The organism is Sorangium sp. So ce327 (assembly GCF_051530205.1).
Taxonomy (GTDB): Bacteria; Myxococcota_A; Polyangia; order Polyangiales; family Polyangiaceae; genus Sorangium; species Sorangium cellulosum_B.
Genome location: NZ_CP150330.1, coordinates 4571190 through 4592999 on the forward strand (window position 1 = coordinate 4571190; position 21810 = coordinate 4592999).

General features: G+C 70.0%; 19 protein-coding genes and 1 pseudogene. 9 read left to right on the forward strand and 11 right to left on the reverse strand.

Going from position 1 to position 21810, the window contains the following annotated elements; genetic code table 11:
* Window positions 1-168: 168 nt before the first annotated feature.
* Window positions 169-354: pseudogene (locus WME95_RS17165) on the forward strand (DUF899 domain-containing protein); the annotation flags it as partial.
* Window positions 355-433: 79 nt separating this feature from the next.
* Here the strand turns inward: WME95_RS17165 and WME95_RS17170 are convergent.
* The 3 genes from WME95_RS17170 to WME95_RS17180 form a co-directional block, all read right to left on the reverse strand.
* Window positions 434-817 carry a hypothetical protein gene (locus WME95_RS17170; protein ID WP_437909444.1) on the reverse strand — a complete coding sequence of 128 codons (384 nt, stop codon included), beginning with the start codon at window positions 815-817 and terminating at the stop codon, window positions 434-436.
* Between the two features lie 87 nt (window positions 818-904).
* Window positions 905-2602 carry an amidohydrolase gene (locus tag WME95_RS17175; protein WP_437909445.1) on the reverse strand — a complete coding sequence of 566 codons (1698 nt, stop codon included), beginning with the start codon at window positions 2600-2602 and terminating at the stop codon, window positions 905-907.
* Window positions 2603-2650: 48 nt separating this feature from the next.
* Window positions 2651-4081: a hypothetical protein gene (locus WME95_RS17180; protein ID WP_437909446.1), complete on the reverse strand. Its 1431-nt coding sequence runs from the start codon at window positions 4079-4081 to the stop codon at window positions 2651-2653.
* A 609-nt stretch (window positions 4082-4690) separates the two neighbouring features.
* Here WME95_RS17180 and WME95_RS17185 point away from each other — a divergent pair.
* Window positions 4691-5140 carry a hypothetical protein gene (locus WME95_RS17185; RefSeq protein ID WP_437909447.1) on the forward strand — a complete coding sequence of 150 codons (450 nt, stop codon included), beginning with the start codon at window positions 4691-4693 and terminating at the stop codon, window positions 5138-5140.
* A 190-nt stretch (window positions 5141-5330) separates the two neighbouring features.
* Here WME95_RS17185 and WME95_RS17190 read toward each other — a convergent pair whose 3' ends face one another.
* From WME95_RS17190 to WME95_RS17200, 3 genes are all read right to left on the reverse strand, one after another.
* Window positions 5331-6560 carry a hypothetical protein gene (locus WME95_RS17190; RefSeq protein ID WP_437909448.1) on the reverse strand — a complete coding sequence of 410 codons (1230 nt, stop codon included), beginning with the start codon at window positions 6558-6560 and terminating at the stop codon, window positions 5331-5333.
* A gap of 337 nt (window positions 6561-6897) precedes the next feature.
* Window positions 6898-8997: a hypothetical protein gene (locus WME95_RS17195; RefSeq protein ID WP_437909449.1), complete on the reverse strand. Its 2100-nt coding sequence runs from the start codon at window positions 8995-8997 to the stop codon at window positions 6898-6900.
* A gap of 3 nt (window positions 8998-9000) precedes the next feature.
* Window positions 9001-10050 carry a hypothetical protein gene (locus WME95_RS17200; RefSeq protein ID WP_437909450.1) on the reverse strand — a complete coding sequence of 350 codons (1050 nt, stop codon included), beginning with the start codon at window positions 10048-10050 and terminating at the stop codon, window positions 9001-9003.
* A gap of 82 nt (window positions 10051-10132) precedes the next feature.
* On the opposite strand from WME95_RS17200, the gene WME95_RS17205 reads away from it, so the two are divergent.
* From WME95_RS17205 to WME95_RS17215, 3 genes are all read left to right on the forward strand, one after another.
* Window positions 10133-10396 carry a hypothetical protein gene (locus tag WME95_RS17205; RefSeq protein ID WP_437909451.1) on the forward strand — a complete coding sequence of 88 codons (264 nt, stop codon included), beginning with the start codon at window positions 10133-10135 and terminating at the stop codon, window positions 10394-10396.
* Window positions 10397-10518: 122 nt separating this feature from the next.
* Complete coding sequence (locus WME95_RS17210) at window positions 10519-12222, forward strand: DUF2330 domain-containing protein (RefSeq protein WP_437909452.1); 1704 nt, start codon at window positions 10519-10521, stop codon at window positions 12220-12222.
* A gap of 11 nt (window positions 12223-12233) precedes the next feature.
* Window positions 12234-12722, forward strand: coding sequence for a hypothetical protein (locus WME95_RS17215; RefSeq protein ID WP_437909453.1), 489 nt, complete (start codon window positions 12234-12236; stop codon window positions 12720-12722).
* Between the two features lie 42 nt (window positions 12723-12764).
* Here the strand turns inward: WME95_RS17215 and WME95_RS17220 are convergent, their stop codons facing one another.
* The 3 genes from WME95_RS17220 to WME95_RS17230 form a co-directional block, all read right to left on the reverse strand.
* Window positions 12765-13544, reverse strand: a complete 780-nt coding sequence (locus WME95_RS17220; RefSeq protein WP_437909454.1) for a hypothetical protein — start codon at window positions 13542-13544, stop codon at window positions 12765-12767.
* Window positions 13545-13741: 197 nt separating this feature from the next.
* A complete protein-coding gene (locus WME95_RS17225) occupies window positions 13742-14137 on the reverse strand; it encodes a cupin domain-containing protein (protein ID WP_437909455.1) in 396 nt (131 codons plus the stop codon).
* A 144-nt stretch (window positions 14138-14281) separates the two neighbouring features.
* Window positions 14282-15718 carry an FAD-dependent monooxygenase gene (locus WME95_RS17230; RefSeq protein WP_437909456.1) on the reverse strand — a complete coding sequence of 479 codons (1437 nt, stop codon included), beginning with the start codon at window positions 15716-15718 and terminating at the stop codon, window positions 14282-14284.
* A 68-nt stretch (window positions 15719-15786) separates the two neighbouring features.
* Here WME95_RS17230 and WME95_RS17235 point away from each other — a divergent pair, with 68 nt between their 5' ends.
* Window positions 15787-16440, forward strand: coding sequence for a TetR/AcrR family transcriptional regulator (locus tag WME95_RS17235; RefSeq protein WP_437909457.1), 654 nt, complete (start codon window positions 15787-15789; stop codon window positions 16438-16440).
* A 178-nt stretch (window positions 16441-16618) separates the two neighbouring features.
* On the opposite strand, the gene WME95_RS17240 is transcribed toward WME95_RS17235, so the two are convergent.
* Window positions 16619-17638 carry an AraC family transcriptional regulator gene (locus tag WME95_RS17240; protein WP_437909458.1) on the reverse strand — a complete coding sequence of 340 codons (1020 nt, stop codon included), beginning with the start codon at window positions 17636-17638 and terminating at the stop codon, window positions 16619-16621.
* A gap of 123 nt (window positions 17639-17761) precedes the next feature.
* Here WME95_RS17240 and WME95_RS17245 point away from each other — a divergent pair, with 123 nt between their 5' ends.
* Complete coding sequence (locus WME95_RS17245) at window positions 17762-18298, forward strand: VOC family protein (RefSeq protein WP_437909459.1); 537 nt, start codon at window positions 17762-17764, stop codon at window positions 18296-18298.
* A 97-nt stretch (window positions 18299-18395) separates the two neighbouring features.
* Here WME95_RS17245 and WME95_RS17250 read toward each other — a convergent pair whose 3' ends face one another.
* Entirely contained in the window at window positions 18396-19745 is a 1350-nt protein-coding gene (locus WME95_RS17250) for a hypothetical protein (RefSeq protein WP_437909460.1), read from the reverse strand.
* Between the two features lie 111 nt (window positions 19746-19856).
* Between WME95_RS17250 and WME95_RS17255 the strand changes: the two genes are divergently transcribed.
* Together WME95_RS17255 and WME95_RS17260 are read left to right on the forward strand one after the other, a co-directional pair.
* Window positions 19857-20927: an AAA family ATPase gene (locus WME95_RS17255; RefSeq protein ID WP_437909461.1), complete on the forward strand. Its 1071-nt coding sequence runs from the start codon at window positions 19857-19859 to the stop codon at window positions 20925-20927.
* Between the two features lie 167 nt (window positions 20928-21094).
* Window positions 21095-21805: a hypothetical protein gene (locus tag WME95_RS17260; RefSeq protein ID WP_437909462.1), complete on the forward strand. Its 711-nt coding sequence runs from the start codon at window positions 21095-21097 to the stop codon at window positions 21803-21805.
* Window positions 21806-21810: the final 5 nt, after the last annotated feature.

Below are 21810 nucleotides of genomic sequence, written 5' to 3' on the forward strand. Positions count from 1 at the left end.
GGGGCGCGCGGCGCCTCACCGGGATCGACGCAAGGATGGGCTCGGCGCGCCGCTGCGGCAGCGGCGTCGGGCGCCAATGTTGCGACGGACGGCGCCAGGCGGGGGCGCGCCGCGCGGTGTCCGTCCGACCAAGGCCCCGTGACCACCCCGTCGGAGTCGGCCGGCGCTACCGCGCTCGGGCGCCAGGAGGAATGGGAGGAGCCCAAGGGGCGCAGCACCGGGCTGCGCGCCAAGGCCGGCGACGAGCGCATCCGCTACCCCGACGAGCAGGACGACCTGTCCGACTCGAGCGGCGCGCGGCCCGCGGTCGCCGCTCCCGAGGCGGACGACTGTTGCTCACGGATGCGGCGCTGAACCGCGGGGCCCTCGCCGCACCCTGCGAACGCGCGACGTCCGAGCGGCCTCGCTCGCCGCGGGCGTGAGTGAACGCCGCTCACCGCGCATCGAACCTCACGTCCAGGTCCGGGTACTTGCGGGCGAGGTACTCCAGCGCCAGCCACGTGTGGCAATGCCGGACCTCGGGCTGGCGCGCCGTGGGGCAGTTGCAGCCGAGGAACACGTCGCCTTGCAGGGCCTCCTGCGCCAGCGCGTCGAAGTACGGTCGTTGCTCCGCAAACCTCTTGTCGAGCACCGCGAAGTAGGCGGCGCGAAACCTCTTGAAGCCAGCTTGCGAGGGATCCGACAGGAACTCTTCGACGATCTCCGGGGTGGGCCTCAGGACGTGGTGCGTGTGTTTGCGCGTGTCGTACCGCTTGCCCTCTGGCAGCGGATCACCCTCCGGACGGCGCCCGCGGACGATCTGGTAGCGTGCAAGCATCGGTGCTCATTCCTCCTTTCGTTCGTCGTTTGCATGCGTCGGCCGTGAGGTCTCATGGCGGTCCGGACGAAGCGCAGCGCGCGCCGCTCACCGCGGCGCCGGGGCGTGCGCCACGCGGCCGCCGACGACCACCATGTCGATCGGCGTGTCGACGAGCGAGCGATCGGGCGAGAGATCGCGGCCGAGGACGGTCAGATCGGCCACGTAGCCAGGCGCGATCCGGCCCCGCTGGCCCTCGGCGAAGGCCGCGTACGCGGGCGCCTTGGTGAAGGCCAGGAGCGCCTCGTCGAGGTCGAGGCGCTCCTCGGGCATCCACCCGCCCGGGGGGTGGCCCGAGAGATCTTGCCGGGTCACGGCGGCATGGATGCCGAGCAGCGGTGAGGCGTCCTCCACCGGGAAATCCGAGCCGAACACGACGCGCGCGCCCGACGACAGGAGCGATCGCCAGGCATAGGCGCCCTTCAGGCGATCGGCGCCGAGCCGCGCGGGCGCCCACGGCATGTCGCTCGTCGCGTGGGTCGGCTGCATCGACGCGATCACCCCGAGCGCCGCGAAGCGCGGCAGATCGTCGGGCGAGAGGATCTGCGCGTGCTCCACCCGGAACCGCAGCGCCGCCGCCCGCTCCGGGCCGAGCGCCTCGAACGCGTCGAGCACGGCGCGGTTGGCGCGGTCGCCGATCGCGTGCACAGCGAGCTGGAAGCCCGCGTCCGCGACGATCCGCGCTGCGCGCGCGAGCGCTTCGCGATCCATCAGCAGGAGCCCGCTCGTCGAGGGCTCGTCCGCGTACGGCGCGAGCAGCGCCGCGCCGCGCGAGCCGAGCGCGCCGTCCGCGAAGAGCTTGACCCCGCGCAGCACGAACATCGCCGTGCCCGTCGGGTCCACGTCGGGCGCGCGCGCCTTCAGCCCATCGAGGTTCCCCTCGCCGGCGAGGTACGCGGTGACGCGGATCGGCAGCCGCCCGGCGGCGGCGAGCGCGCGGTAGACGGCCACGGTTTCGTCGCCGATGCCCATCTCGTGCACGCCCGTGAGCCCGGACGCGAGCGCCGCCTCGGCCGCGCGCAGGATGCGCCGCTCGCGCACGGCGGGCGGGTCGGCCGGGACCTCGGCCTCGATGAGGCCCATCGCGTTGTCGATGAAGACGCCTGTCGGCTCGCCCGCGGCGTCGCGCAGGATGCGCCCGCCCGGCGGATCCTGCGTGCCTCGGCCGACCCCGGCCGCGCGCATCGCCGCCGCGTTCGCCCAGAGCGCGTGCCCGTCGACGCGGCGCAACGCCACCGGGTGCTCCGGCGCCGCCGCGTCGAGCGGGGCGTGCGTGGGGAACGCGGCGCCCGGCCAGAGGTTCTGGTCCCAGCCGCGCCCGGTGATCCACTCGGCCCTCGGGCGGGCCTTCGCCGCCTCGGCCACGAGCGCCGCCGCCGCCTCGGCGCTCTTCGCGCCGCGCACGCTCAGCGTCTCCAGCGCGACCCCGAGCCCGTAGAGATGGGCATGCCCGTCGACGAGGCCGGGCACGACCGCGCGCCCCGGCAGCTCCTCGACGCGCGTCCCCGGCCCGACGAAGGCCTTCGCGTCGGCCGCGCTGCCCACGAAGACGATCCGCTCGCCGCGCACGGCGACCGCCTCGGCGCGCGGGTTCCCGGGGTCCATGGTCCGGACGACGCCGGCGGAGATCACGAGATCGGCGGGCGCCTCGGGCGCCGCCGTCGCGGCGAGCAGGCCCGGCGAGGCACAGCTCGGGGCGAGGCTGCCGAAGAGGCTCAGGAGCGTCGCTCGGAGCGCGTTCGACATGAGCGCCACCCTAGCACCCGCATGGGGCGCGCAACGGCGGGCAGGGCGCTACCAGAGGCCCAGCGTGACCGCGACGGTCAGCAGCGGCAGCGGCGCGAGCACCGCGACGAAGAAGACGAGGACGTCGAGCTGCGCGATCCGCGCGCTCCCTCGCTCGAGCAGCCGGGCCTGCTCTCCGGCGACGATCTCGGCGCCGGAGAGAGCCCCTCCGCGGTACGTGCCCGCGGACGTCGGTCCGAGGACCACCACCGGTCCGGGCGGCAAGCCGCGGTCTGCGGCGCGCACGGGAGGCGAGCCGTCCGCGAAGTCGAGCCAGCCGTTTTCCGCGAGCACCGCGGCCCGCGCCCCCGCGATCCGCGCGAGGGCGCGGCGGGCGCGCCAGCGATGGCGGAGCAGCGCCAGGGAGAGCAGCGCTCCGCAGGCAGCGACGGCGATCGCGCGCCGGTGGGCGCCGATCACGCCTGCGACGAGGCGCATGGACGCGGGCATCGCGAAGAACCGCGGCGCCGCGAGGACGACCGGACCTGCTTCGCCGCCGCGATGGGCATCGTAGATCGCTCCGTCGAGCATGAGCAGCTCGCCCAGCTCGCGGTCCTTGGCGAACAGAGACGCTTCGCGAACGAGCGGCGACGCCTGGCGGATGATGAAAGAATCGCGGGGATTGACCCAGCCCGGCTGCTGCCGGCACGCCTCGGGGTCGACCATCGTGTACGTGCCGCGCTGAGACAGCCACGTCACGAGGTGAGCGTCGAAAGGCCTCCCGGCCTCCTCCACATCGAGAAAACACCTCTCGGACAGGCTCGGGCACAACCGGCGCACGCCCAGCCGGCCGATGGTCACGTCGTGGATGCGCGTCACGAGGGGCGGTCCGGACGGGTCCGACGGGCCCTCGTCGATCATCGAGGGCTCCCCCTCGATGGGCGGGACGACTCCGATGGTCGGGAGGGACGCGATGTGATCCTCCGGATCGGGCTCTCGCACGGCGTGAGCGGTCGATACGGCAAGGAGGCCCGTGGTCAGCGCGAGGACGGCGACGCTCACCGCGTGGAGAGCGCGCGGCGGCACGCGGACCATGGTGCTCGCCATGGCAGCGAAGAACACCGCCCCGAAGGCGCCGACGACGGCGGACAGGAGCCCGAACACGCGCCCGATCATCGGCAACCACTCTCGCCATGCGTACCAGGAAGGGGGGATGTCGGGGCACGTCATCCCCTCCCGGGTCATGCGGAAGAACAGGTACGCGAGCGGAAAAACGAAGAGGGGGAGAGAGACGCGCAGCGCAGCGCTGCGGGCCGCGGCGGCGACGCAGAGGAGCGCGACGAGCAAGCCCGCCTCCATCACGAACCACGGGACGGCCACTTCCCTGCCCGCGAGGACGGCGAGCACGACGCAGGGGCCAACCAGGACACCGACGCACGCGGCGTGAACCCTCGGAGGCGCCGACGAGAAAGAGGGGGGATGATCGTTCGGCGCCAGCATCAACGCTCCTCGAGCTTCACCGAGGTGCCCCGCCCACGGCAGGACCACCCGGGCGCCGAGCAGCGCGCTGCACGCTGCGCGCCTCGGAGAATCGCGCCTCGGCCTGCATGTCCGACGATCCCATGGGGCGCCGATCGCCGTCAAGGAGGCCGCCGGATCGCGACGGACGGGCGCTCGACTCCTCGGGCTCGTGCATCGAAGGCGCCGCGCTCCCTCCACAGCCTGCGGAACGCGGGCGGCGCCGACCCGTCGAACGAGCACAGAGCCTGAGCCGGCCCCGGCCTCCCGGGCCAGAGAGCACCTGAGAAGTCACGTGGTGGAGGCTCGCGCCGTCGGCGTGGGGGCTCTGACCTCCACCGCGCCGCGCGGGTGCCCCCCCCCGGCGCCGCGCGGACGAGCGCGAAAACCCCGAAAAAAGCCGTCTTCCCCGTGGATCCTGGGCGCGCCGGGCGGCCTTCCGAAGCGCCCCGACAACCTGGCCCGCCGGTTGCTCTATCGGAATGCGACGCCGCGAGACAGCGACAAGGGCCTCCCGGGCGACTCGGTATCGCCAGAGGCCGCTGACACGTGATCTCGTGAGCGTGAACCCCGACCCAAGGAGACATCACCATGAAACTCAAGAACCTGCTCCTCTGCTCGCTCATCTCGTCCTTCTCGCTCGTCGGCTGCGTCGCCGAGCCGCTCGACGCCGACAGCGCTGACGAGGGCGCGAGCGACGTCGCCGAGGTCGTGGGTGAGGGCGCAGAGGCGATCATCGGCCCCGGGGGGGATGACGGCGGCGGCCCGGTCACGAAGACCGTGAACCTCTCCTGCTCGATCACCTTTCCCAGCATCTTCAACCCGAACGCGGCGATCAAGAACACCTCGCTCTTTGGCGTTCCGGACACGGCGAAGATCACCTTCACCGTCACGCACTACTACGGCGATCCTGGGCCCTACACCCGCTCGGTCACCGGGCCGCTCGCCAAGGGCCAGACCAAGCTCGTCCCCCTCTCGCACCCCGGCGCGCTCGACGCCTACGGCTGCACCGCCAAGGCCACCTGGACCCTCATCGACTGAACCCGACTCCGCTGGTTCCGTTCCGGGAGAATTCACAGGGAGGCGGGGAGACGGGGAGTAGAATCCCATCAATCTCCCCGTCTCCCTGTTCAATTTATTCTTCGCTGCAATGTCAACAAAATGAGAGGATTTGTCAGGTTCGGAACGAGGTGTCGACGACCGGACACGGCGCGCCGGACGGTGTGGTCTCTCACTCCGCTGCTTCGGTGCTGCAGGTGATGTTGATCCACCCTCCACGGCGTTCGAGCGCGCCGCCGATGAACCGGAGCGGCCATGGGTGCTCCGAGGGCCCGCAGCGCCACTGCGACACGAGCTCCGGCACCTCGGTCGCGCAGAAGCCGCTCGGGCATCCTGGACAATCGAGCGAATGCCGGCAGCTCTCCAGGTCGGCGCCGGCGAGCTGCACGACCTCGCAGCGGCGCAGCTCCTTGCCGCCGCGCTCGACGAGCGTGGGCTGCTCGCCTGGATCGCGCCGACCCAGCGCGGCATCGCAGCGCTCGAGATCGGCCTGATCGATCATGATCTTGCAAGCGACCACGCCTCCGGCGTCCACGGCGAGCGGGTGGGCCTGGCAGATGGGGCCGCAATCGGCGAAGCCCGGGTGAAGGAGCATGTCCCACGTGTGCTGATCGTCGCAGCTCGAGGCGATCGGCTCCGCGCTCACGAGCTCGCTCCACGCCGCGAGTCGCCCGCCGCCTTCGTCGATGGCGTGACAGGTCCAATCGGGCGCGGTGAAAGGCCCGACCACCTCCGTGTCCAGGGTCATCGACAGCGCTGTCTGGCTGGGTACCTCGTCGGCGACGAGCCCGGGCCCCTCGTCGTCGCGCGTGCTCGCGACGAGCAGCCTCGCGATCCTGTCCTGGGGCAGCGACCTGACGAGGGCTACCTCGGCATCCCCCACGGGTGCGCGCGCGCCCGTGACGAGCTCCAGCGCGCGCGTGGCCGTCCGTAGCGGGCGGTACTCCTCCCCGGGCTCGGCGAGCCGCTGTCCCAGCGCCTCTGTCACGCCTGCCATCACCGCCTCGACCTCCTCCTCGTGCGAGGTCTGCGTGGTCCACGCGAGCGCGGGGATTTCCCTCGACGTGACGAGCGCCGCAGCGTCGGGCGCGCTCGGCCGCGCGACGACCACCCGGATATCGCCGGGGTGCCACTGGGCCGGATCCGCGCTGCCGCATGTTCCCCACCGCGATTCGATCACGGCAAGGAGGCCTGCGCGCACGCTCTGGGCGACGCGCTCGCGGAGCTGCGCGGCTTCGGCCGTGTCCGCGTCATCGACGACCAGCACGATGACCTTCGGAGACTCCGCGACGAGCCCTCCCTCGAGGACCAGCTGCGAGGTTGTCCGCGGGTCCACCGCCACCGGATCCGTGCCGCACGCCACGGCGGCGAGCGTCAACCATGCGAGATGAACAGATCTCATTGGCCACATCACGGGCGGTGTTGGCAACACGCGTACCAGCGAGGGCGCCGCTCTCCAGGCCGACAAGCGCGCTATTCCCGCGGTATCCGAAGGAGGCCAAGCGCGCTCCATGCCAACGCGGCGGCGCGCGGCGCCAACCCAGTTGCTCAACCCGAGCGAATGGCTCCCTCCCGGAATGGTGACGCTGTATTCGCAACCCATCCAGGCATTGAGGGAGCCCGTCCACGACACGCTGGGCGGCTTCTCGCTCCCGTTTCCCAGCACATTGCCCCACATCCGCCGCGGAGGCGGAGCGCGGCCGTCGCGCTCACGCCTCGTCCTGGCCGACGATCTCGGCTCAAGGATTGCGGTCGAAGTGGTAGCGAAGCTCGTAGCCGTAGTACGTGGTCGATGAGGCGCGCAGCAGCTCGGACGCGCGCTCGTCGATGAATGCAAGCTCTTCGAACCAGAGCATTCTGAAGGCGATCGCGGCGCGCCCAAAGCGGACGAAAGCGTTGGGCGAAAGGTAAAAGTCACCTCCCATGGCGCTCGCGCGGCCGAGGGTGAGCACGTGGCCATAGCCCCCCTCGATGCCTATCCCCAGTTGCGCCGGCGGTATCACGGGGCGAAGATCCAGGGAACGCACACCTATCGCAACACGATATCCGATGCGGCCGTACGGTGCCCATTTTTGATGATATCCGGTGTCGTCGGCGGCGACGTACTCGCGGCTCCCGATGCCGAACGTATAGCCGGCGCCTCCAAACCACCATCCGCCCCATGGGATGTACTTGGCCATCAAGTCGCCTTGGACGTAGAGTCCAGTTCCAAATTTGGACGAAGCGATGCCGTCCTGGGGGCCGCGGCTGAGGAGCCCGAGGCTCAGCGCTGACTCGATGCTCGAGCAGTGGGCAAAATCGTCGCACGCGGGGGAGCGGACGACAACTCGGCCATCCTCGACGTCGACTGTTCCGTGGGGCGAGTAGCGCGGGAGGCCGCGCACGCGGTACTGTACTGGGGCACCACAGGCGAAGCTCACCGCCGAGATTTCCTGGTTTGGCAGCTCCACATTCTGGCCGGGGGTCTGGTTCAGGTTGAAGATCTTTCCACGCAGGTCGATGAACGTGGTGCTGCGATCAGGTAGCTGAACCTCTACTCCATCGATGCTGGCGCGCTCGATGTCCGGTAGATTGCGCCAGCTCGAGAAATCCACTGCGATTTGCCGTACGCGAGTATCGGGGAGGCCGAACAGCTCTTCCGCCGGACGCCCCAGCCGATCGGGCCAGCGTTGTCGAGACTCATCGGCTGAAAACTCCACGGATGTAGGCAGCTTGAACGACCCGGCGGCGCTACACGCATAAGCGCACGTCCCCTCGGTCGATGGCTCTCGCTGGGAGCATTCGATGCCCTCCAGCCAAGCTCGCGGACATCCAAGAGAGCTGAACGGGTAGGCGCAGTCGGGCCGCCAGGAGAAGCCGACCTGCTTCAGCTGCATGCTGAGCTGTGACGGCGGCGTCGGTTCGAACCAGTGCGCCTCGAGCGTCGCGTCTGCTCCCAGCTCCGCCTTGATGCGAGTCTCGACGCGCTCGTCGTGGACGGGCAGGCGCATCACGAACGACTGCTCGGTAATCTCAGGTCTGCACACGCGAAGCGGTCGGGCGCTTGCGTTCTGCCGCTCCAGGGTGACGCGACGAATCTGGGTGGCAATACCGGAGACCAGAGGGAGCTGTGCAACCGAGGTCAGGCAGCGCGGCTGCAGCGGGAGCACGGCGCGCCCGCTGGTGGTGAACACCGTCAGGCTAGGCGCGTAGTGGCCGCCGATTACCCGGACCGCAGCGGCTTCGGCGCCTCCGAGCGTCCCGGCGAAGCGGATCGCCGCTACGGTCCCGTCGAGCCTGATTTCGGTGATGGGAGCATCCGCGCCGTGGATCAGGTTGAGACCAACGAAGACCACCGAGCCTCTGCTGTTGGGACGCGCGACGTTCCATCCGCACGTGACGTGTAGATCGAGCTTCTGTTTGTCCAGAAGGTCCTTGTCGAACCACTCGCGTATGGCGGGAGTCTGGTCTAGCCGCGCGTCGCATTCGGCGAAGGGCTCGGCACAGGCAGAGAGCTCCTGGTCATCCCCGTCGGCCCCCGGCGAAGCTCTTGCGGGGAGCGCCATCGTCAGTGCTCGCGAAACCCCTTCGAGCGCGGGATTGCTCTCCGCCTCCTGTGGGATGGCCGTTATGCGCCCCTGCTCGTCGAGCGCTAACGCCTTGAGCGGTAACGAACTGTACGACGACGTCTTCTTGTCCGGATTGACGAGCTTCGTGGCGCGGGCCGTGACGATACACAGATGAGCAGGCTCTTCTTTGAGAGGTACCTGCAGTTCGAGGGAAATGAAGCCGTCTGCGTGCGCACGGCGAACCACCAACGAGAGGGCCGCGAGCAGCAGGACGCAGAGCGCGCGGCTCATGCGTCAGGGCTCACAGGAGACGACCGTGAAAGCGCCGCAGTTCCGGTGGATCGTCGCCAATTGTCTCGCTTCGGCGTCGGTCGCCGCACGGCTCTTCGACTTGTCTGGGCACTCCGGCTTGCCAAGGTTGAACGTGGCGAGGTCGACGACGCAAGGCGGCGACGGCGGCGCGCTCGGATGCTGGGTTCTCGGCGACTGGGCCGAAGGTTGCGCCGAGGGCTGCTCCGGAAGAGCTCCCTCCATGCAACTACGCGGGAGCGCGGGCATGTTTTTATCACCCGTCGCGAGCGCGAAGCAGCGCGCCGAGACGTCCAGCACGACGCAGCGATCCGTGTTCGACTCGACGCTCTGTTCGAACTTGTTCTTCACTTCGAGCGCGCTGGCCGCGCCGCGTTTCGCCTCGTCCACCTTCACCTGCACGAGGGTGCCCTTGTCGCTCGACGTGGAGGTCTTGACGTCCCGAAGGATGCAATTCGCGTAGCGCTCGAGCGGGTCGTCTGGACTGACGCAGGCGTCGCCGCGCCGGTAGAACCCGGAGGGGCAATCCTGCTCCTCTGAACGCGAGATGAGGGCGCGCGCGCCAAGCGCGCCGAACACGACGAACGATCCCAGGCCAGCGCCGAGCAGCCATGGCCTCCGCGCCTTCAGCCCCGTGCCGGCGGGCTCTGTCGAGCGGGGCGCCCCGTCCGCGCTCGCCTCGTCGTTGGTCGTTGGCTTGGCCGGGGCGCGTGGCGCAGCGCCGGGGGCCTCGGACGCCGACGGGTGGGCTCCCTGGGCTTCGAGTTGAGAGATCCGCCGTCGAAGCAGGTCTGCGAAGGCGGCCAGCTTCGCCTCGCGCAGCGCGTGAAGGTCCGCGGTCTCGTGCGTGTGCGCTATAATCTCCGCCAGCAACGCTCGCCCCTCGAAATCCACCCACGCCTCGGGCATCAGCTCCTGCGCGGCCTGATGGAGCTTCGCCAGCCGTGGCCGCGTGCCCGGCCGCCCTTCTTGAGCGGCGAACAAGGCAGGAGTGACCACTTCGCCCAACACGTGGCGCAAATCGCGCAGGTCCACGCGCCAAGCTTATACGAACAGGCCGAGGACGCACAAGGTCGGCAGCATGCGAATGGGCACAGCCCCGTAGTGCCTGACCCACGTGCTCTCGATCCTGGAGTCTGGCGGCGGCGGCACGGCCGCCTGCGGCGCGCGCCTCTCGGCGCCGGTGACGCTGCGCGAGGAGCTCGCGGGTGCGGTGGGCCCGGATGGGTTCCGCATCCAGGCCGGAGCGACCATCGCCGCCAGCGCCGACGTCGACGGCGGCCTGGGAGGAGATCGAGACGGCGCCGCGCGTGTGGCGCGTCGACGTCGACTGGCGCGCTGGTGTCAGCTCGTCGAGATGCGGGCCATGGAGGTGGCCTGACGCGCGCTCGCCTGGATCGGTCGCCCCCGGCGTCGTACTCAGGAATCGCCTTTTCTTGTGCATGGCACTGTGTTTGCCTGGGGGGCGTTCGCCCGATCGGTCGGGCGAGGAGGATGTAGACCATGCGCAAGCTATGGATGGCTCCGGTGATGGCGGCGGCGGCGCTGATGACTGCGCCACGACCCGCCGAGGCGTGCGGCGGATTCTTTTGCGGACGACAGCCGGTGGACCAGACCGCGGAGCGGATCTTGTTCGCGACGAACCAGGACGGCTCGGTCACGATGGTGACGCAGATCCAGTATGCCGGCGCGGCGCCGGACTTCGCCTGGGTGGTCCCGCTGGCCGAGGTGCCGGCGGTGGAGAGCCTCGCTGTGTTCCCGCAGCTTGCGCTCACCGCCCTCGATACAGCGACGGGCCCGCAGTTCCAGTGGCCCGACGACCCGAGCTGCTACCCCGCCTTCCCCGAATCCGCGGGGGGCGGGGGCACCGCGGACGGCGCCGACGACGGCGACGTCACGGTGCACATCCGGGAAGAGGTCGGCCCGTACGACGTGGCCGTTGTCGAGTCGACCGATCCCACGGCGCTCGTCGCCTGGCTTCGCGACAACAACTTCCGCGTCAACGACGCGATGGTGCCGTACATCCGCATCTATACGAGCGAGGGGATGAAGTTCCTCGCGCTGCGGCTCCAGCCGGACGCCGAGGTCACCGACATCCAGCCGTTCCGCTTCACGCTTCCGTCGGGGTCGCCGTCGATCCCGATCCGGCTGACGGCGATCGCGGCCGAGCCGGAGATGGGCATCACTGTGATGATCCTCGGCGACCGGCGTTATGGGCCGGCCAACTGGCCGGACGTCGAGATCGACGACAACCAGATCGTCTGGAGCGCGAACCAGTGGCCGGTGCAGACGAACTGGACGGCGCTCGTCGCGCGCGGCGTCGACGATGCCGGCGGTCGAGGGTTCGTCACGGAGATGAGCGGACCGACGACCGACATCGCCGAGCAGGTCCGCAACACGATGACCTCGGACGAGGATCAGCTGGCCGCGCGCGACGCGCTGCTGCCGCTGCTGGAGGGCAACGCGACGATCACCCGGCTCTATACCCGCCTGTCGCCCGAGGAGATGACCGTCGATCCGATCTTCCGGCGCACCGACGGTCCCGTTGTGTCGAACACCCGCCTGCTCCCGCGCTACGTCGATGATCGCGACCTGTGCGTGGGCCCGCCGGGCGCCGAGGCTGCCGGCGCTGCGTCGCCGTGCGACTTCGCGGCGTGCGGCGCAGGCGGCCTGTGCCGCGTCGTCGAGGGCGCGGACGGCGCCCAGCCCGTCGCCGCCTGCGCGTGCGTGCCCGGGACGACCGCGCGCACGACGTTCGATCCGTCGGGTCGGCCGACGGTGACCTGCCAGGACCTCCGCATGTCGTTCCTCAACCCGGGTGACCGGGCGCTCCCTGACGCGCCGCCGCTCGCGGATCCTTGCGCGACGTTCGATTGCGGCGGGAACGGCGAGTGCGTGCCGATGAACATGACGCCGACCTGCCGCTGTTCGACCGGCTATGTGGCGGTAGGCACGATCGCCGCCGACGGCAGCCGCACGACGACCTGCGTGCTTCCCGACGAGCCCGTCCCCACGTCCTTCTACGACCGGCGCGTCCCGCCGCTGCCCGATTCGCTGCCGGGCGGCCGGCCGGTCGATGTGCCGCCGCCCGCCGTCGGGGCCGCCTCTGGAGGCTGCAACGCCGGCGGTCATGCTGGCGGCGCCGTCGGTCTCAGCGGCGCGCTTCTCGGGCTGCTGGCGGCCGCGCGCCGCCGCCGGCGCTCGTAGGAGTCCACGCCGTGGCCAGCTCGACCTCCGCCGCCGGTTTCGTCGTGCTCCTCGCGTTCGCTCCTGGCTGTGCCGGCGGGGACGAGCCGCCGGCGCAGGGCATCGCCGAGCTCGGCACCGGCGAGTGGCAGTTCGAGCCGCTCGCCGACGGCCAGGAGGTCGAGCTCGCCCACGGCGCGCAGGGCGGCTGGCACGTGTGGACGAGCGTCAGGACGCTCGGCCTGGAGCCGGAGGGCGCCCAGCTCGAGGTCACGACGACCGTGATCGGCGATCCGTCCTCGGCGACGACCAGCCGGGGGAGAATCGAGCTCGAGGAGCTCGAGGACGGCCGGTGCGAGTTCATCGGATGGCCGGCCGTGCTCCGCGAGCCAGCTTGTGCCATCGGCCAACCGCTCCGGATCAGGGGGGTGGTGACCGACGCGCGAGGCACGGTTGCGACCGCCGAGCGGCTGGTGCACCCCCGATGGGACAGCGACGAGGCCTGTGCTGGGCGGCCATAGGGCCCGAAATCCACATCGCCAGTCGGGTCCAGCAGCTCTGGGTCAGAGCGAGTGAACGATCCAGACGGCTGGCTCTTCATAACGTCCGCGCCGACCCTGGACGTACACGGGGGCAAGGCCGCCGGGGATCTCGAAAGACCGCTCGGAAGGCAGGATAGGCCTGCCGAGCCAGACCTCCCAGAAATCGAGCTCCAGGTCGACCACGAGGGCGCAACGGGGAGTCCCGGCGATCCGGCCCCCAACGCGGACATGCGTTCGGATCCACGGGTCGGTGGGCAAGCCGTCCTCTCGGGCGCGATCGAGGAACTCCTCGATGTCGATGCCTGGGCAGGATGCCTTGGACGGGGGGCGCACCGGGGCGAGCACGCCGGCGAGGCCCGATCGCCTCGCCAGGGCCTTGAAGCCGGCGAGCACGAGCGCGCTCACGCCCTGGCCGCGGAACAGCGGCGACACCGAGGCGGTGAAGGCGCCCAGGTGCGTTGGCGGGTCGCCGTCGCGGACCGCCTTCGCACGGAGGACCTGCCACCTCCAGCCGCCGTCGGGCAGCGCCGCCAGATCGTCGCTTAGCACGGCGACCGGAGCGGCGTTACCGACCGCGGCCAGGCGCCCCGTCGCCCTCTCGACGAGGCCGAACGTGAACGCGGGGGTCTCCCGCAGGATCTCCAGATAGGCGTCCTCGACGTCGTTGGAGTAGATGAACGGCGTCGCGGCCCATGCCTGCGCGACGACGACATCCATCAGGGCGCCGAGATCTGCGCGCTCTGCGCGCGTGACCATGTCGAAGCGGTCGCTCACCGCTCCAGGCGGAGCATCGTGGATCATGCGAAGTCGTTCAGCTCGGCGGACGCCGTAGTCACGTCCAAGGATGGGCGCAACGCCCACGACGAGCGAAGCAAATCCCCCATGGATTGTCAAGCGAGCGCCGTGGTTCAGTGTCAAGCCGCGACGCAGAATCGTTGGTTCGCGTCAACGCGCTCCAGCGCGCTCCAAAGCGTGATGTTACCGGTCATCGCGTGGGATCAGCACGCGCGGTGCTGAGTACCCTCGCCGGGCGTGATGAAGATCATCACGCTCGGCGAGCGCACGATCTGCCCGTGCCAGACGCCGCGAGGGACGATGCACGTGCCCTGATCGCGCAGCTGGATCACGCGCTCGCCGCCCTCGTCTTCCAGCACGACGTCGACCGAGCCGGAGAGCAGGATCAGGATCTCGTCGCCACGGGGGTGGACCTCGCGGTGATCGGGGCTCTCGTTCATGTGAAAGAGGCCCACCATGCGGCCGGCGTGCAGCTCCTCGCGCTCGCCGATCTTCGCCCAGAACTCGGCGTCCACAGGGATCAGCTTCGCGGCGCCGCCGTCGAGGAGCTGCACGTAGGTGTCGGAGAGATGAAAAGCGTGGGGCTCGTGTCGGGTCATGCAAGCACCATGGGCCCTCGCGCGCGCCGGCGATTGTAGATTTTTTCCGAGCATCCCGCTTCGCGGCCGCCCAGGTTCCGCGCGCCAGCAATCTCCGGCGGGACGATTCCGCAGGGGCGAACCGTCGCAATCCGGTGCTTTCCTTCAGAACCAGCGCGCGAGCGCGTCGTCGAGCGACTTCGACGACGCGTCTGTCCACGCGATGCAGCCGTCGGGACGGACGAGCATCGACGGGCCGTCGTTGGTGCGTGCGACGTGCACGTCGCGCGGGAGTGACCGTTCCGAAGGCGAGATGAAGAGGCCGCCGCCCTTCTCCATCAGCACGTAGAGCCGCTCTTCGCTGCCGCCTTCGAGCGTGAGGAGCTGGTCCTTCGCGAGCGTGCCGACGAGCGGGTCGTCGTCCCCGAGGTCGTAACGAATGCCGACGCCCGAGAGCATCTCGCCGAGGTAGCGGTTGCCTTCGGGCAGCTTCATCAGGTCGCTCACGATGGTGCGGAGCGCGCTCGTCAGCGGGTCAGGTCGCATGAGCGCGACTTGCGCGCGGGTATTTTCGAGGACGCGCGCGGCCACAGGATGGCGCTCGGCGGTGTACGAGTCGAGGAGATGCTCGCGCCCCTTCACCGCCGCGGCGAGCTTCCAACCGAGGTTCGCGGCGTCGACGAGGCCGAGGTTCAAGCCTTGGCCGCCAAAGGGCGAGTGGACGTGCGCGGCGTCGCCGGCGAGAAAGACGCGGCCAGCTCGGTAGCTCGTCGCTTGTCGCGCGTGATCGGTCCAGCGCGTCGCCATCGTCATCGACAGGATCTTGACGTCGGTGCCGCTCACGCGCTGAATCGCCGCTTCGACCTCGGCTTGCGTGATCGGCGCATCCCGATGGGGCGGCGGCCCGTTGAACTCCGCCGTGAAGACGCGCCCCGGCATCGGTCCGGACGCGACGAGGCCGCGCGGCGTTCGATGCCAACCCATCGCGAGCTTCTCGGGCGCATCGAGCTCGACGACAGCCTGATAGCCGGTGATGGTCGGATCCGTGCCGGGGAACTCGAAGCCGGCGAGCTTGCGGACGCGGCTCCGGCCGCCGTCGCAGCCGACGAGGTACTTCGCGCTCCGCGGGCCCGCGCTCGTCTGCGCGGTCACGCCGTCGTCGTCCTGCTCGAAGCCTTCCACCGTGATGCCGCGACGGATTTCGATCCCGAGCTCGGTCGCGCGCGCGCTCAGGATCCTCTCGAGCGCCTCTTGCGGCACGAGACGCATGAGGCGCTCCGGGTCGCGCTGGAGGTCCTGGTCAATCAAGAACATCCCAGAAAAATGGCCTCCTGGCCTCTTTATCGTCCCAGATCCGAAGCGCGCCTTCAGCGCCGGCATCATCCGCGCCATGGTGGCGCGGCGCTCGTCGTCGAGCGCACGCGCGAGCCCGCGTCGTTCCAGCGCCTCGGCTGCCACCGCGCCGACCCCGGCGGCCTTGATCGTGCGGTCGGGCTCCACGAGCCGCTCCAGCACGAGCGGCTTCACGCCCGCGATCGCGAGCTCGATTGAGAGGAAGAGCCCGACCGGGCCGGCGCCTACGATGACCACGTCGTGCGTCATGATCCAAATGTTAGACTCGGTAAATGTTTGCGCAAGTCAAATATTTGTCTTAGTCTAAGATTCGATCCATGGGCGAGCTCCGGGAAAGCAAGAAGCGCGAGACCAGGCAGCGGATCTCCGACGTCGCGACGGCGATGTTCTTCGCGCGCGGCTTCGACGCGGTGACGGTCGAGGAGATCGCCGCCGCCGCCCATGTCTCCAAGATGACGGTGTTCAACTACTTCGCGCGCAAGGAGGACCTCCTCTTCGATCGCGAGGACGAGGTGAAGCGGCTCTTGCGCGAGGCGATCGGCGAGAGGCCGCAAGGGCAGTCGCCGATCGACGCGCTCCGCCGCCTCGTCGACAGGCTGTGCGAGCAGAAACATCCGTTCGCTCGCATCGACAGCCAGACGGTCGGCTGGGGGCGCGTCGTCGCGGCGAGCCCGTCGCTCCAGGCGCGCCTCCGCGAAATCGGGGATGAGACGGTCGAGGCGCTCGCGGTCGAGCTCGCTGGTCCGAAGCCCGATGGCGTCGTGCGGCTCGTCGCCGGCATGGTCGTGCTGACGTGGCGCACGGCGTACGGCGAAGCCATCCGCGTGTTCGAGCGCGGAGGCTCGGCGAAGAAGGCGAACGCTGCGTTCATCGCGTTGATCGATCGCGGTTTTGCGGCCATTCACGGGATGGCGGCGAGCACGCGCTTTGCCTGCGCGCCGGCACGCAGCGGATCGCGAGCCACGTCATGATCAACGGGCTGGGCAAGGGCACGATGCCCCTCTCGTCGAGCTTCGCGCTTCTCGCAGCTCCGCGACGTCGCGCGGACGCTCGGCGAGATGGCCGCGAACCAGCGCGCCGGCCTGCCCCTCACGCAGCAGCACCTCGATTTCATCGACCAGGCCGTCGAGGTCTTTCGGGGTTGCGGAGCTACCGGGCGCGGGCGCGCCGGTACTCTCCCGGGGTCGTGCCCGTCCAGCGACGGAAGCTGCGGTAGAAGTGGCGCGGCTCGCCATAGCCGAGCAGGAACGCGATCTCCTGGAGGGCGAGGTCAGGCCGGCGGACGAGATCGAGCGCCTTCTCCCGCCGGGCCTCGTCGAGCTGCGCCGTGAACGACGTGCCGATGTCCTTGAGCGCGCGCTGGAGCGAGCGCGTGCTCATGCCCAGAGAGCGCGCGACCCCCTCCTGGTCCACGTCGCCGCGGTCGAGCCGCTCGTCGATGCGGGCGCGCACGCGCGCGTCGAGCGCCGCGGCGCTGGCGGGCGCGGCGCGCGCGGCGAGGAGCTGCTCGGCGTGGCGAACGAGGTAATCGCGGACCGACGGGTCCGCGCCGACGAGGGGCGCGTCGAGCAAACGCGCATCGTAGACGAGGCCCGTGGCGCCCGCGTCGAAGCGGGCGGGGGCCCCGATCGCCTCCTCGTAGAGAGACGGCGGGTGCCGGCGAGGATGGCGGAACAGCGCCTCGATCGGCCGCGCCGAGCCGCCGAGGTAGAGCGCGATGAAGCGCGCGAGCGTCGCGATCATCATCTCGATCGGCTCGGCCATGGCGACGACGCGCGGCTCGTGCTCGAGCGCGAGCCGGGCGACCCCGCCGTGCTCCTCGAGCGTGATGCGGAGGTGCGGGTCCATCAGCCGGCAGAAGCGGCCATAGACGGCGACGCCCTGCCGCACGGTCTCGCTGTGGCGAAGGACGTGCCCCACGATGCCGACGACCGAAACCGGGATGCAGCGCGCATAACGCAGCCCGAGCGGCTCGCCGGGGAGGCGCTGGAGAAGGACCTCCCACAGCGAGAAGAGCGATGCATACGGCACGAGCTCGTCGGGCGCGGCGAGGACCTCGGGCGAGACGCCGGCCGCCCGGAGGAGATCCTCCTGCGGGACTCCGCACGACGAGGCGAAGGCGATGAGCCCGGCAGGCATGGATGCGAACACGAGATCGCCGTCGGACATGGCGTGCGCCGAGGATAGCGCAGACGCCCGGGGGCTCAGCGCCGATCCCGCCGCGCTCGAAATCCAGCTTGAACGAGCGCTCCGGCTCGTGGCATCCTCGACATGCACGAAAAGGGGGGGACGATGGCGGTGCATCACATCGCGCTGGCGACCAGCGATCTGGTCGCCACACACCGGTTTTATACCCGGGCCATGGGGTTCCGTCTCGTGAAGGTCATCGCGGTGCCTTACGAGGGCAGCCGCGACGGGGGCTGGGCGAGGCACGCCCTGTATCGGACCAGCGAGCCCGATGGTCCGCTGCTGGCGTTCTGGGATCTGCACGAGGAGACGGTGCGGGGCCGCTTCAGGACCGATCTCTCGACAGGGCTCGGGCTGCCGGTGTGGATGAACCACCTGGCTTTCAGCGCCCCGACGGGCGAGGTTTACGGTCGGATGCTCGCGCGGTGGCTCTCGCACGGCCTCGAGGTGACCGAGCGAGATCGCGAGTTCTGCCGCTCGATCTGCACGATCGATCCCAACGGCATCATGGTCGAGTTCTGCCAGACCCTCCGGCCCTTCTCGGCCGAGGAGGTGGCCGACGCGGAGCGCTCGCTCTTCGATCCGATGCCGCCGCTCGAGCTGCCGCGACCCTCGATCGTCCACCGGTCGCAGCTGGGGTGACGCGCCTGCGCGCGACCGGGCCTCCGATGGGGATTGCGCCCCCTCGTCACGGCATGCCCAGCATGTTGGAGGATGAAAGCGCGTGCTGCGGTGTGGCTCAGGGCGCTGCCGGAGGTCCTTCCCGGCAGGGCGCCACCCGATCTGCGCCGCCGAAGAACTCTCCCGCGAGCAGCGACCACGCCCGCGCGTTCTCCGGCGGGCCGCACTTGAACGGCGCCTTCGCGAGCTGTTTGCCGCGGAGCGCCGCGCGCTGCTCGCGGTAGTAGCGGATCGCCAGCTCGGCGGCGTACTCCACCACGCCGTTTCCAGGCTGGAACGAGTAATACGTGCCGCCCTTCACGATGGTCTCGTTCGGCGAGTACGGCGTGAGGCAGGTGATCCTCGTCCCGCAGCGCGCGACGATCCCGTCGTAGATCGGCGAGAGCGCCGCCTGCGACCACCCGCCGTGCGCGCCGTCGTTCAGGTGGAAGAGCTCGTGGAAGAGCGTCTCCCGCACGTCGTCCGCGGAGCGGTGGAGCGAGCCGGAGAGGTTGTACGCGACCGTCCAGCCCGAGGCATACGCGGAAGGCGTCCGCGCCCGCACGGACCGGAAGTACCGGAGCGCGAGGGCGCGGTGCCGGTAGCGCACGGGCGAGCTGGCCGTGGCCGCGAGATCCGCGACGAAGGCGTCGAAGTCGGCGATCGCCGACACCGTCCACTCGAGATGGCGGCGCTCGGCGCGCACCGGCAGCTCCGGGACGAGGTGGAGCATGCCGCGGTAACCGCCATCCATCATGTGCTCCCGCTCCAGCCCGGCGACGCTGCCGTTCTGGTCGAAGAGCGCGGTGGCGCTCGCTGCGGCCTGCGGGTCGCCCTGGTAGCGGAGCGCGAGCAGGCAGCGGATGCGCTCGTGCGCTGGGCTTGGCGCGGCCGCTGTCCCGCCGTTCCCGCGCCGGCAGGCGTCGATGGCGTCCCGGTGGGCGGCGGCGTCGCCCGGGAACAGGATCGCCTCGGCCTCGTCGGCCGAGATGGCGGGGGCCGACTCGGTTGGGGCGGGGGAGGGCGCGGCGCCGTGCGCGCCATCGGCCTGCGCCGCTCCCGCGGACGCGGCGCCGGCAGGCCCAGGGGTTCCCGGGCCAGAAGGCGCGCTGGCCACCGCGAGGGCTGGCGTGCCTGGCGCCGCCGCGGCCTTGCCGGCGGGGCCCGGGGGGCCGGGGCTCGCGGGGGCACACGCCGCGAGGATCACCGGCAACGCGAGGGTCAATACGGCGACGAGCGGCGTGGCCTCGGGGCGCATCCTGTCCAGGATGCCAAAATCGCGGCCGCGCATCATCAGCAGACGCCCGGCCGTAGACGCCCCGCCGCCGGTGTGTGGCGGGCGCTGCGGCGGTACGACGTCGAGGCGGGTGGGGGGGCCAGTCGCGGAGCTCGACACCTGCGCGCTGCGGGCGAGCGGTCGCGTGTCCACGTGGACTTCGTCCGTTTTTCAGATCGGCTTCGCAGATCGGCGTTCATGAGGCGCTCGCTCGGCCCATGGCCCTTCTGCCGTGGTACTGCCTGAGGTAGAGGGAGGACCGTCATGCGCGTGAGGAGCCTCGAGATCCACGACCTGCGCTGCTTCCGGGGCAAGCACGTCCTCGACTTTACCGATCCGGTCACGGGCGACGCCCGGGATCGCGTCGTCCTCGTCGGGAGCAACGGGTCGGGGAAGACGACGGTGTTCGACGTCATCGAAGCCATGCTCGCCGTTGTTGTCGAGCCTGAGAGACCGGCGCCGATCCTCGACGAGGCTGGGCTCGTGTCGTTGACGATCGAGCCAACGCCGAGCGAACGCTTTGTAGGCGAGCAGTTGCCCTGCACGATCGTCTACGAGAAGGCACCTCGCTATTCCCCGCGAGGCTTCCACCTCATCGATGGCAGACTCCATGTGAAGATGGAGGACGGCGGTGCGTCGAGCCAGTTGTCCGCGAGGACATACATCCAAGGGCTGCGTCGTCACCTCGAGGAGGTGGAGCAGGGTAGGGCACAGCCGGTCGGCGGCCTGATCTACTTTCCCCATGACCGCGAGCTCCGCTCTGTCCGTGGCGGCACCATCGAACCCCCGCCCGCTGAGACGCGGTGGCTCTCCCGGTACAGTCCATCGGGCCAGTGGACTGGCTCCCTCGAGCAGCTCTGGGTCTGGCAGAACTACCTGGACCTCGAACGAAAGAGCCGCGGAGAGGACCCCGGGGAACTGGCGGGATCGGTCGAGCTCCTCCAAGAAGCGCTCGGTCCCGGGCGCAAGGTGTTCGTTCGCGAGGGAAGGGTGCGCGTGACGGCGCCCTGGAACGACGCATCCGGCAAACCCGCGGAAGTGATGCTCGACCAGCTCCCCTCGGGCGAGCGGCAGTGCGTGATGCTCCTCGGCGAGATCGCGCGACGCAAGCGGCCGCACGGCGTGCTGTTCATTGATGAGCCCGAGATCAGCATGCACCCGACCCTGCAGCGTCAGCTCCTCGCCCAGCTGCGGCGTGTCGCGCGCCTCCTCGAGATGCAAGTGTTCCTCGCGACGCACTCACCGGAGATCGTGCGCAGCGTTCCACCGGTGGAGGTGAAGAGCCTCGATTATCCGGAAAGTCGCTTCGACGTGCCCGACGAGGGCGCACCATGAGCGGCTACAAGAGCCTCGACGAGCTCGAAATTGTCCTGCGGAGCGGCGCAGGCATCGCGATCATCTGCGAGGGCGAGGACTACCGAGATGACGAGTTCTTTTACAAGGAATGGTTCGGCGATCTCGGACGGATGGTCACATTTCACGCCCAGGATGGCTGGAAGTACGTGCAGGACGCCGTCAAGGAGCTCAGGCGGCGCGGCACGCCGGTGCCCGTATACGGCATTCTGGACAGGGATTTCACGCCGGACGAGGAGCTCGCGCGCCAGTCGGAGCCGTCATTCGACGGCACCTGCTACCGGCTTTCTCGTTACGACCTGGAGAGCTACCTGCTGGATCCGGAAGGGTGGCTCAGCGTGCTGCGGAGGGAGTTGTGGCGACGCGAAGGCCGTGTGGCTGAGGGATGGGACACGGTGGACGCGGTGGCCGATCGCATCCGCGGCTTCTATCGCGAGGCGCTTCCGATCGGAGCGCATAACTGGACCGTGCGGCGCCTGGCCGATGCCCACGGAGCGCAGCCGAGCTTCGTCGGCCGAAGCTATCTCACCGCCGTGCAGGCGCTCGCGACCGTGAACGCCGAGGATGCGCTCGCGACCTGGGCGAGCGCGTTCGGTGCGCAAGACACTGCGCGCGAGGTATTTCGAGAGCGGCTCGCGTTCCTGCGAGCCCGCGAGGACGATCTCGACGAGCTGCGGAAGCACGTCTCCGGGAAGCTCGTGTTCCAGGAGCTCCATCGCACGATTCCCTGCGCGCGGAAGCGGCCGGACCGTATGGATCTGGCCGAGCGCTACCTCGACCAGTGCCGGGAGCCGCCGGCTGAGCTCGCCGCTCTGATTCGCCTCATTCTCTCGCGTGCAGAGCGGGAGCGGTCAGGGTAGCTCCG

Excerpts from the sequence above, each read along its gene's own strand:
- WME95_RS17255 (WP_437909461.1), top strand. The coding sequence starts at position 19,857 with ATGCGCGTGAGGAGCCTCGAGATCCACGACCTGCGCTGCTTCCGGGGC.
- WME95_RS17190 (WP_437909448.1), bottom strand. The coding sequence starts at position 6,560 with ATGAGATCTGTTCATCTCGCATGGTTGACGCTCGCCGCCGTGGCGTGC.
- WME95_RS17245 (WP_437909459.1), top strand. The coding sequence starts at position 17,762 with ATGGCGGTGCATCACATCGCGCTGGCGACCAGCGATCTGGTCGCCACA.
- WME95_RS17220 (WP_437909454.1), bottom strand. The coding sequence starts at position 13,544 with ATGATCCACGATGCTCCGCCTGGAGCGGTGAGCGACCGCTTCGACATG.
- WME95_RS17185 (WP_437909447.1), top strand. The coding sequence starts at position 4,691 with ATGAAACTCAAGAACCTGCTCCTCTGCTCGCTCATCTCGTCCTTCTCG.
- WME95_RS17180 (WP_437909446.1), bottom strand. The coding sequence starts at position 4,081 with ATGCTGGCGCCGAACGATCATCCCCCCTCTTTCTCGTCGGCGCCTCCG.
- WME95_RS17225 (WP_437909455.1), bottom strand. The coding sequence starts at position 14,137 with ATGACCCGACACGAGCCCCACGCTTTTCATCTCTCCGACACCTACGTG.
- WME95_RS17170 (WP_437909444.1), bottom strand. The coding sequence starts at position 817 with ATGCTTGCACGCTACCAGATCGTCCGCGGGCGCCGTCCGGAGGGTGAT.
- WME95_RS17195 (WP_437909449.1), bottom strand. The coding sequence starts at position 8,997 with ATGAGCCGCGCGCTCTGCGTCCTGCTGCTCGCGGCCCTCTCGTTGGTG.
- WME95_RS17240 (WP_437909458.1), bottom strand. The coding sequence starts at position 17,638 with ATGTCCGACGGCGATCTCGTGTTCGCATCCATGCCTGCCGGGCTCATC.
- WME95_RS17235 (WP_437909457.1), top strand. The coding sequence starts at position 15,787 with ATGGGCGAGCTCCGGGAAAGCAAGAAGCGCGAGACCAGGCAGCGGATC.
- WME95_RS17210 (WP_437909452.1), top strand. The coding sequence starts at position 10,519 with ATGCGCAAGCTATGGATGGCTCCGGTGATGGCGGCGGCGGCGCTGATG.
- WME95_RS17230 (WP_437909456.1), bottom strand. The coding sequence starts at position 15,718 with ATGACGCACGACGTGGTCATCGTAGGCGCCGGCCCGGTCGGGCTCTTC.
- WME95_RS17175 (WP_437909445.1), bottom strand. The coding sequence starts at position 2,602 with ATGTCGAACGCGCTCCGAGCGACGCTCCTGAGCCTCTTCGGCAGCCTC.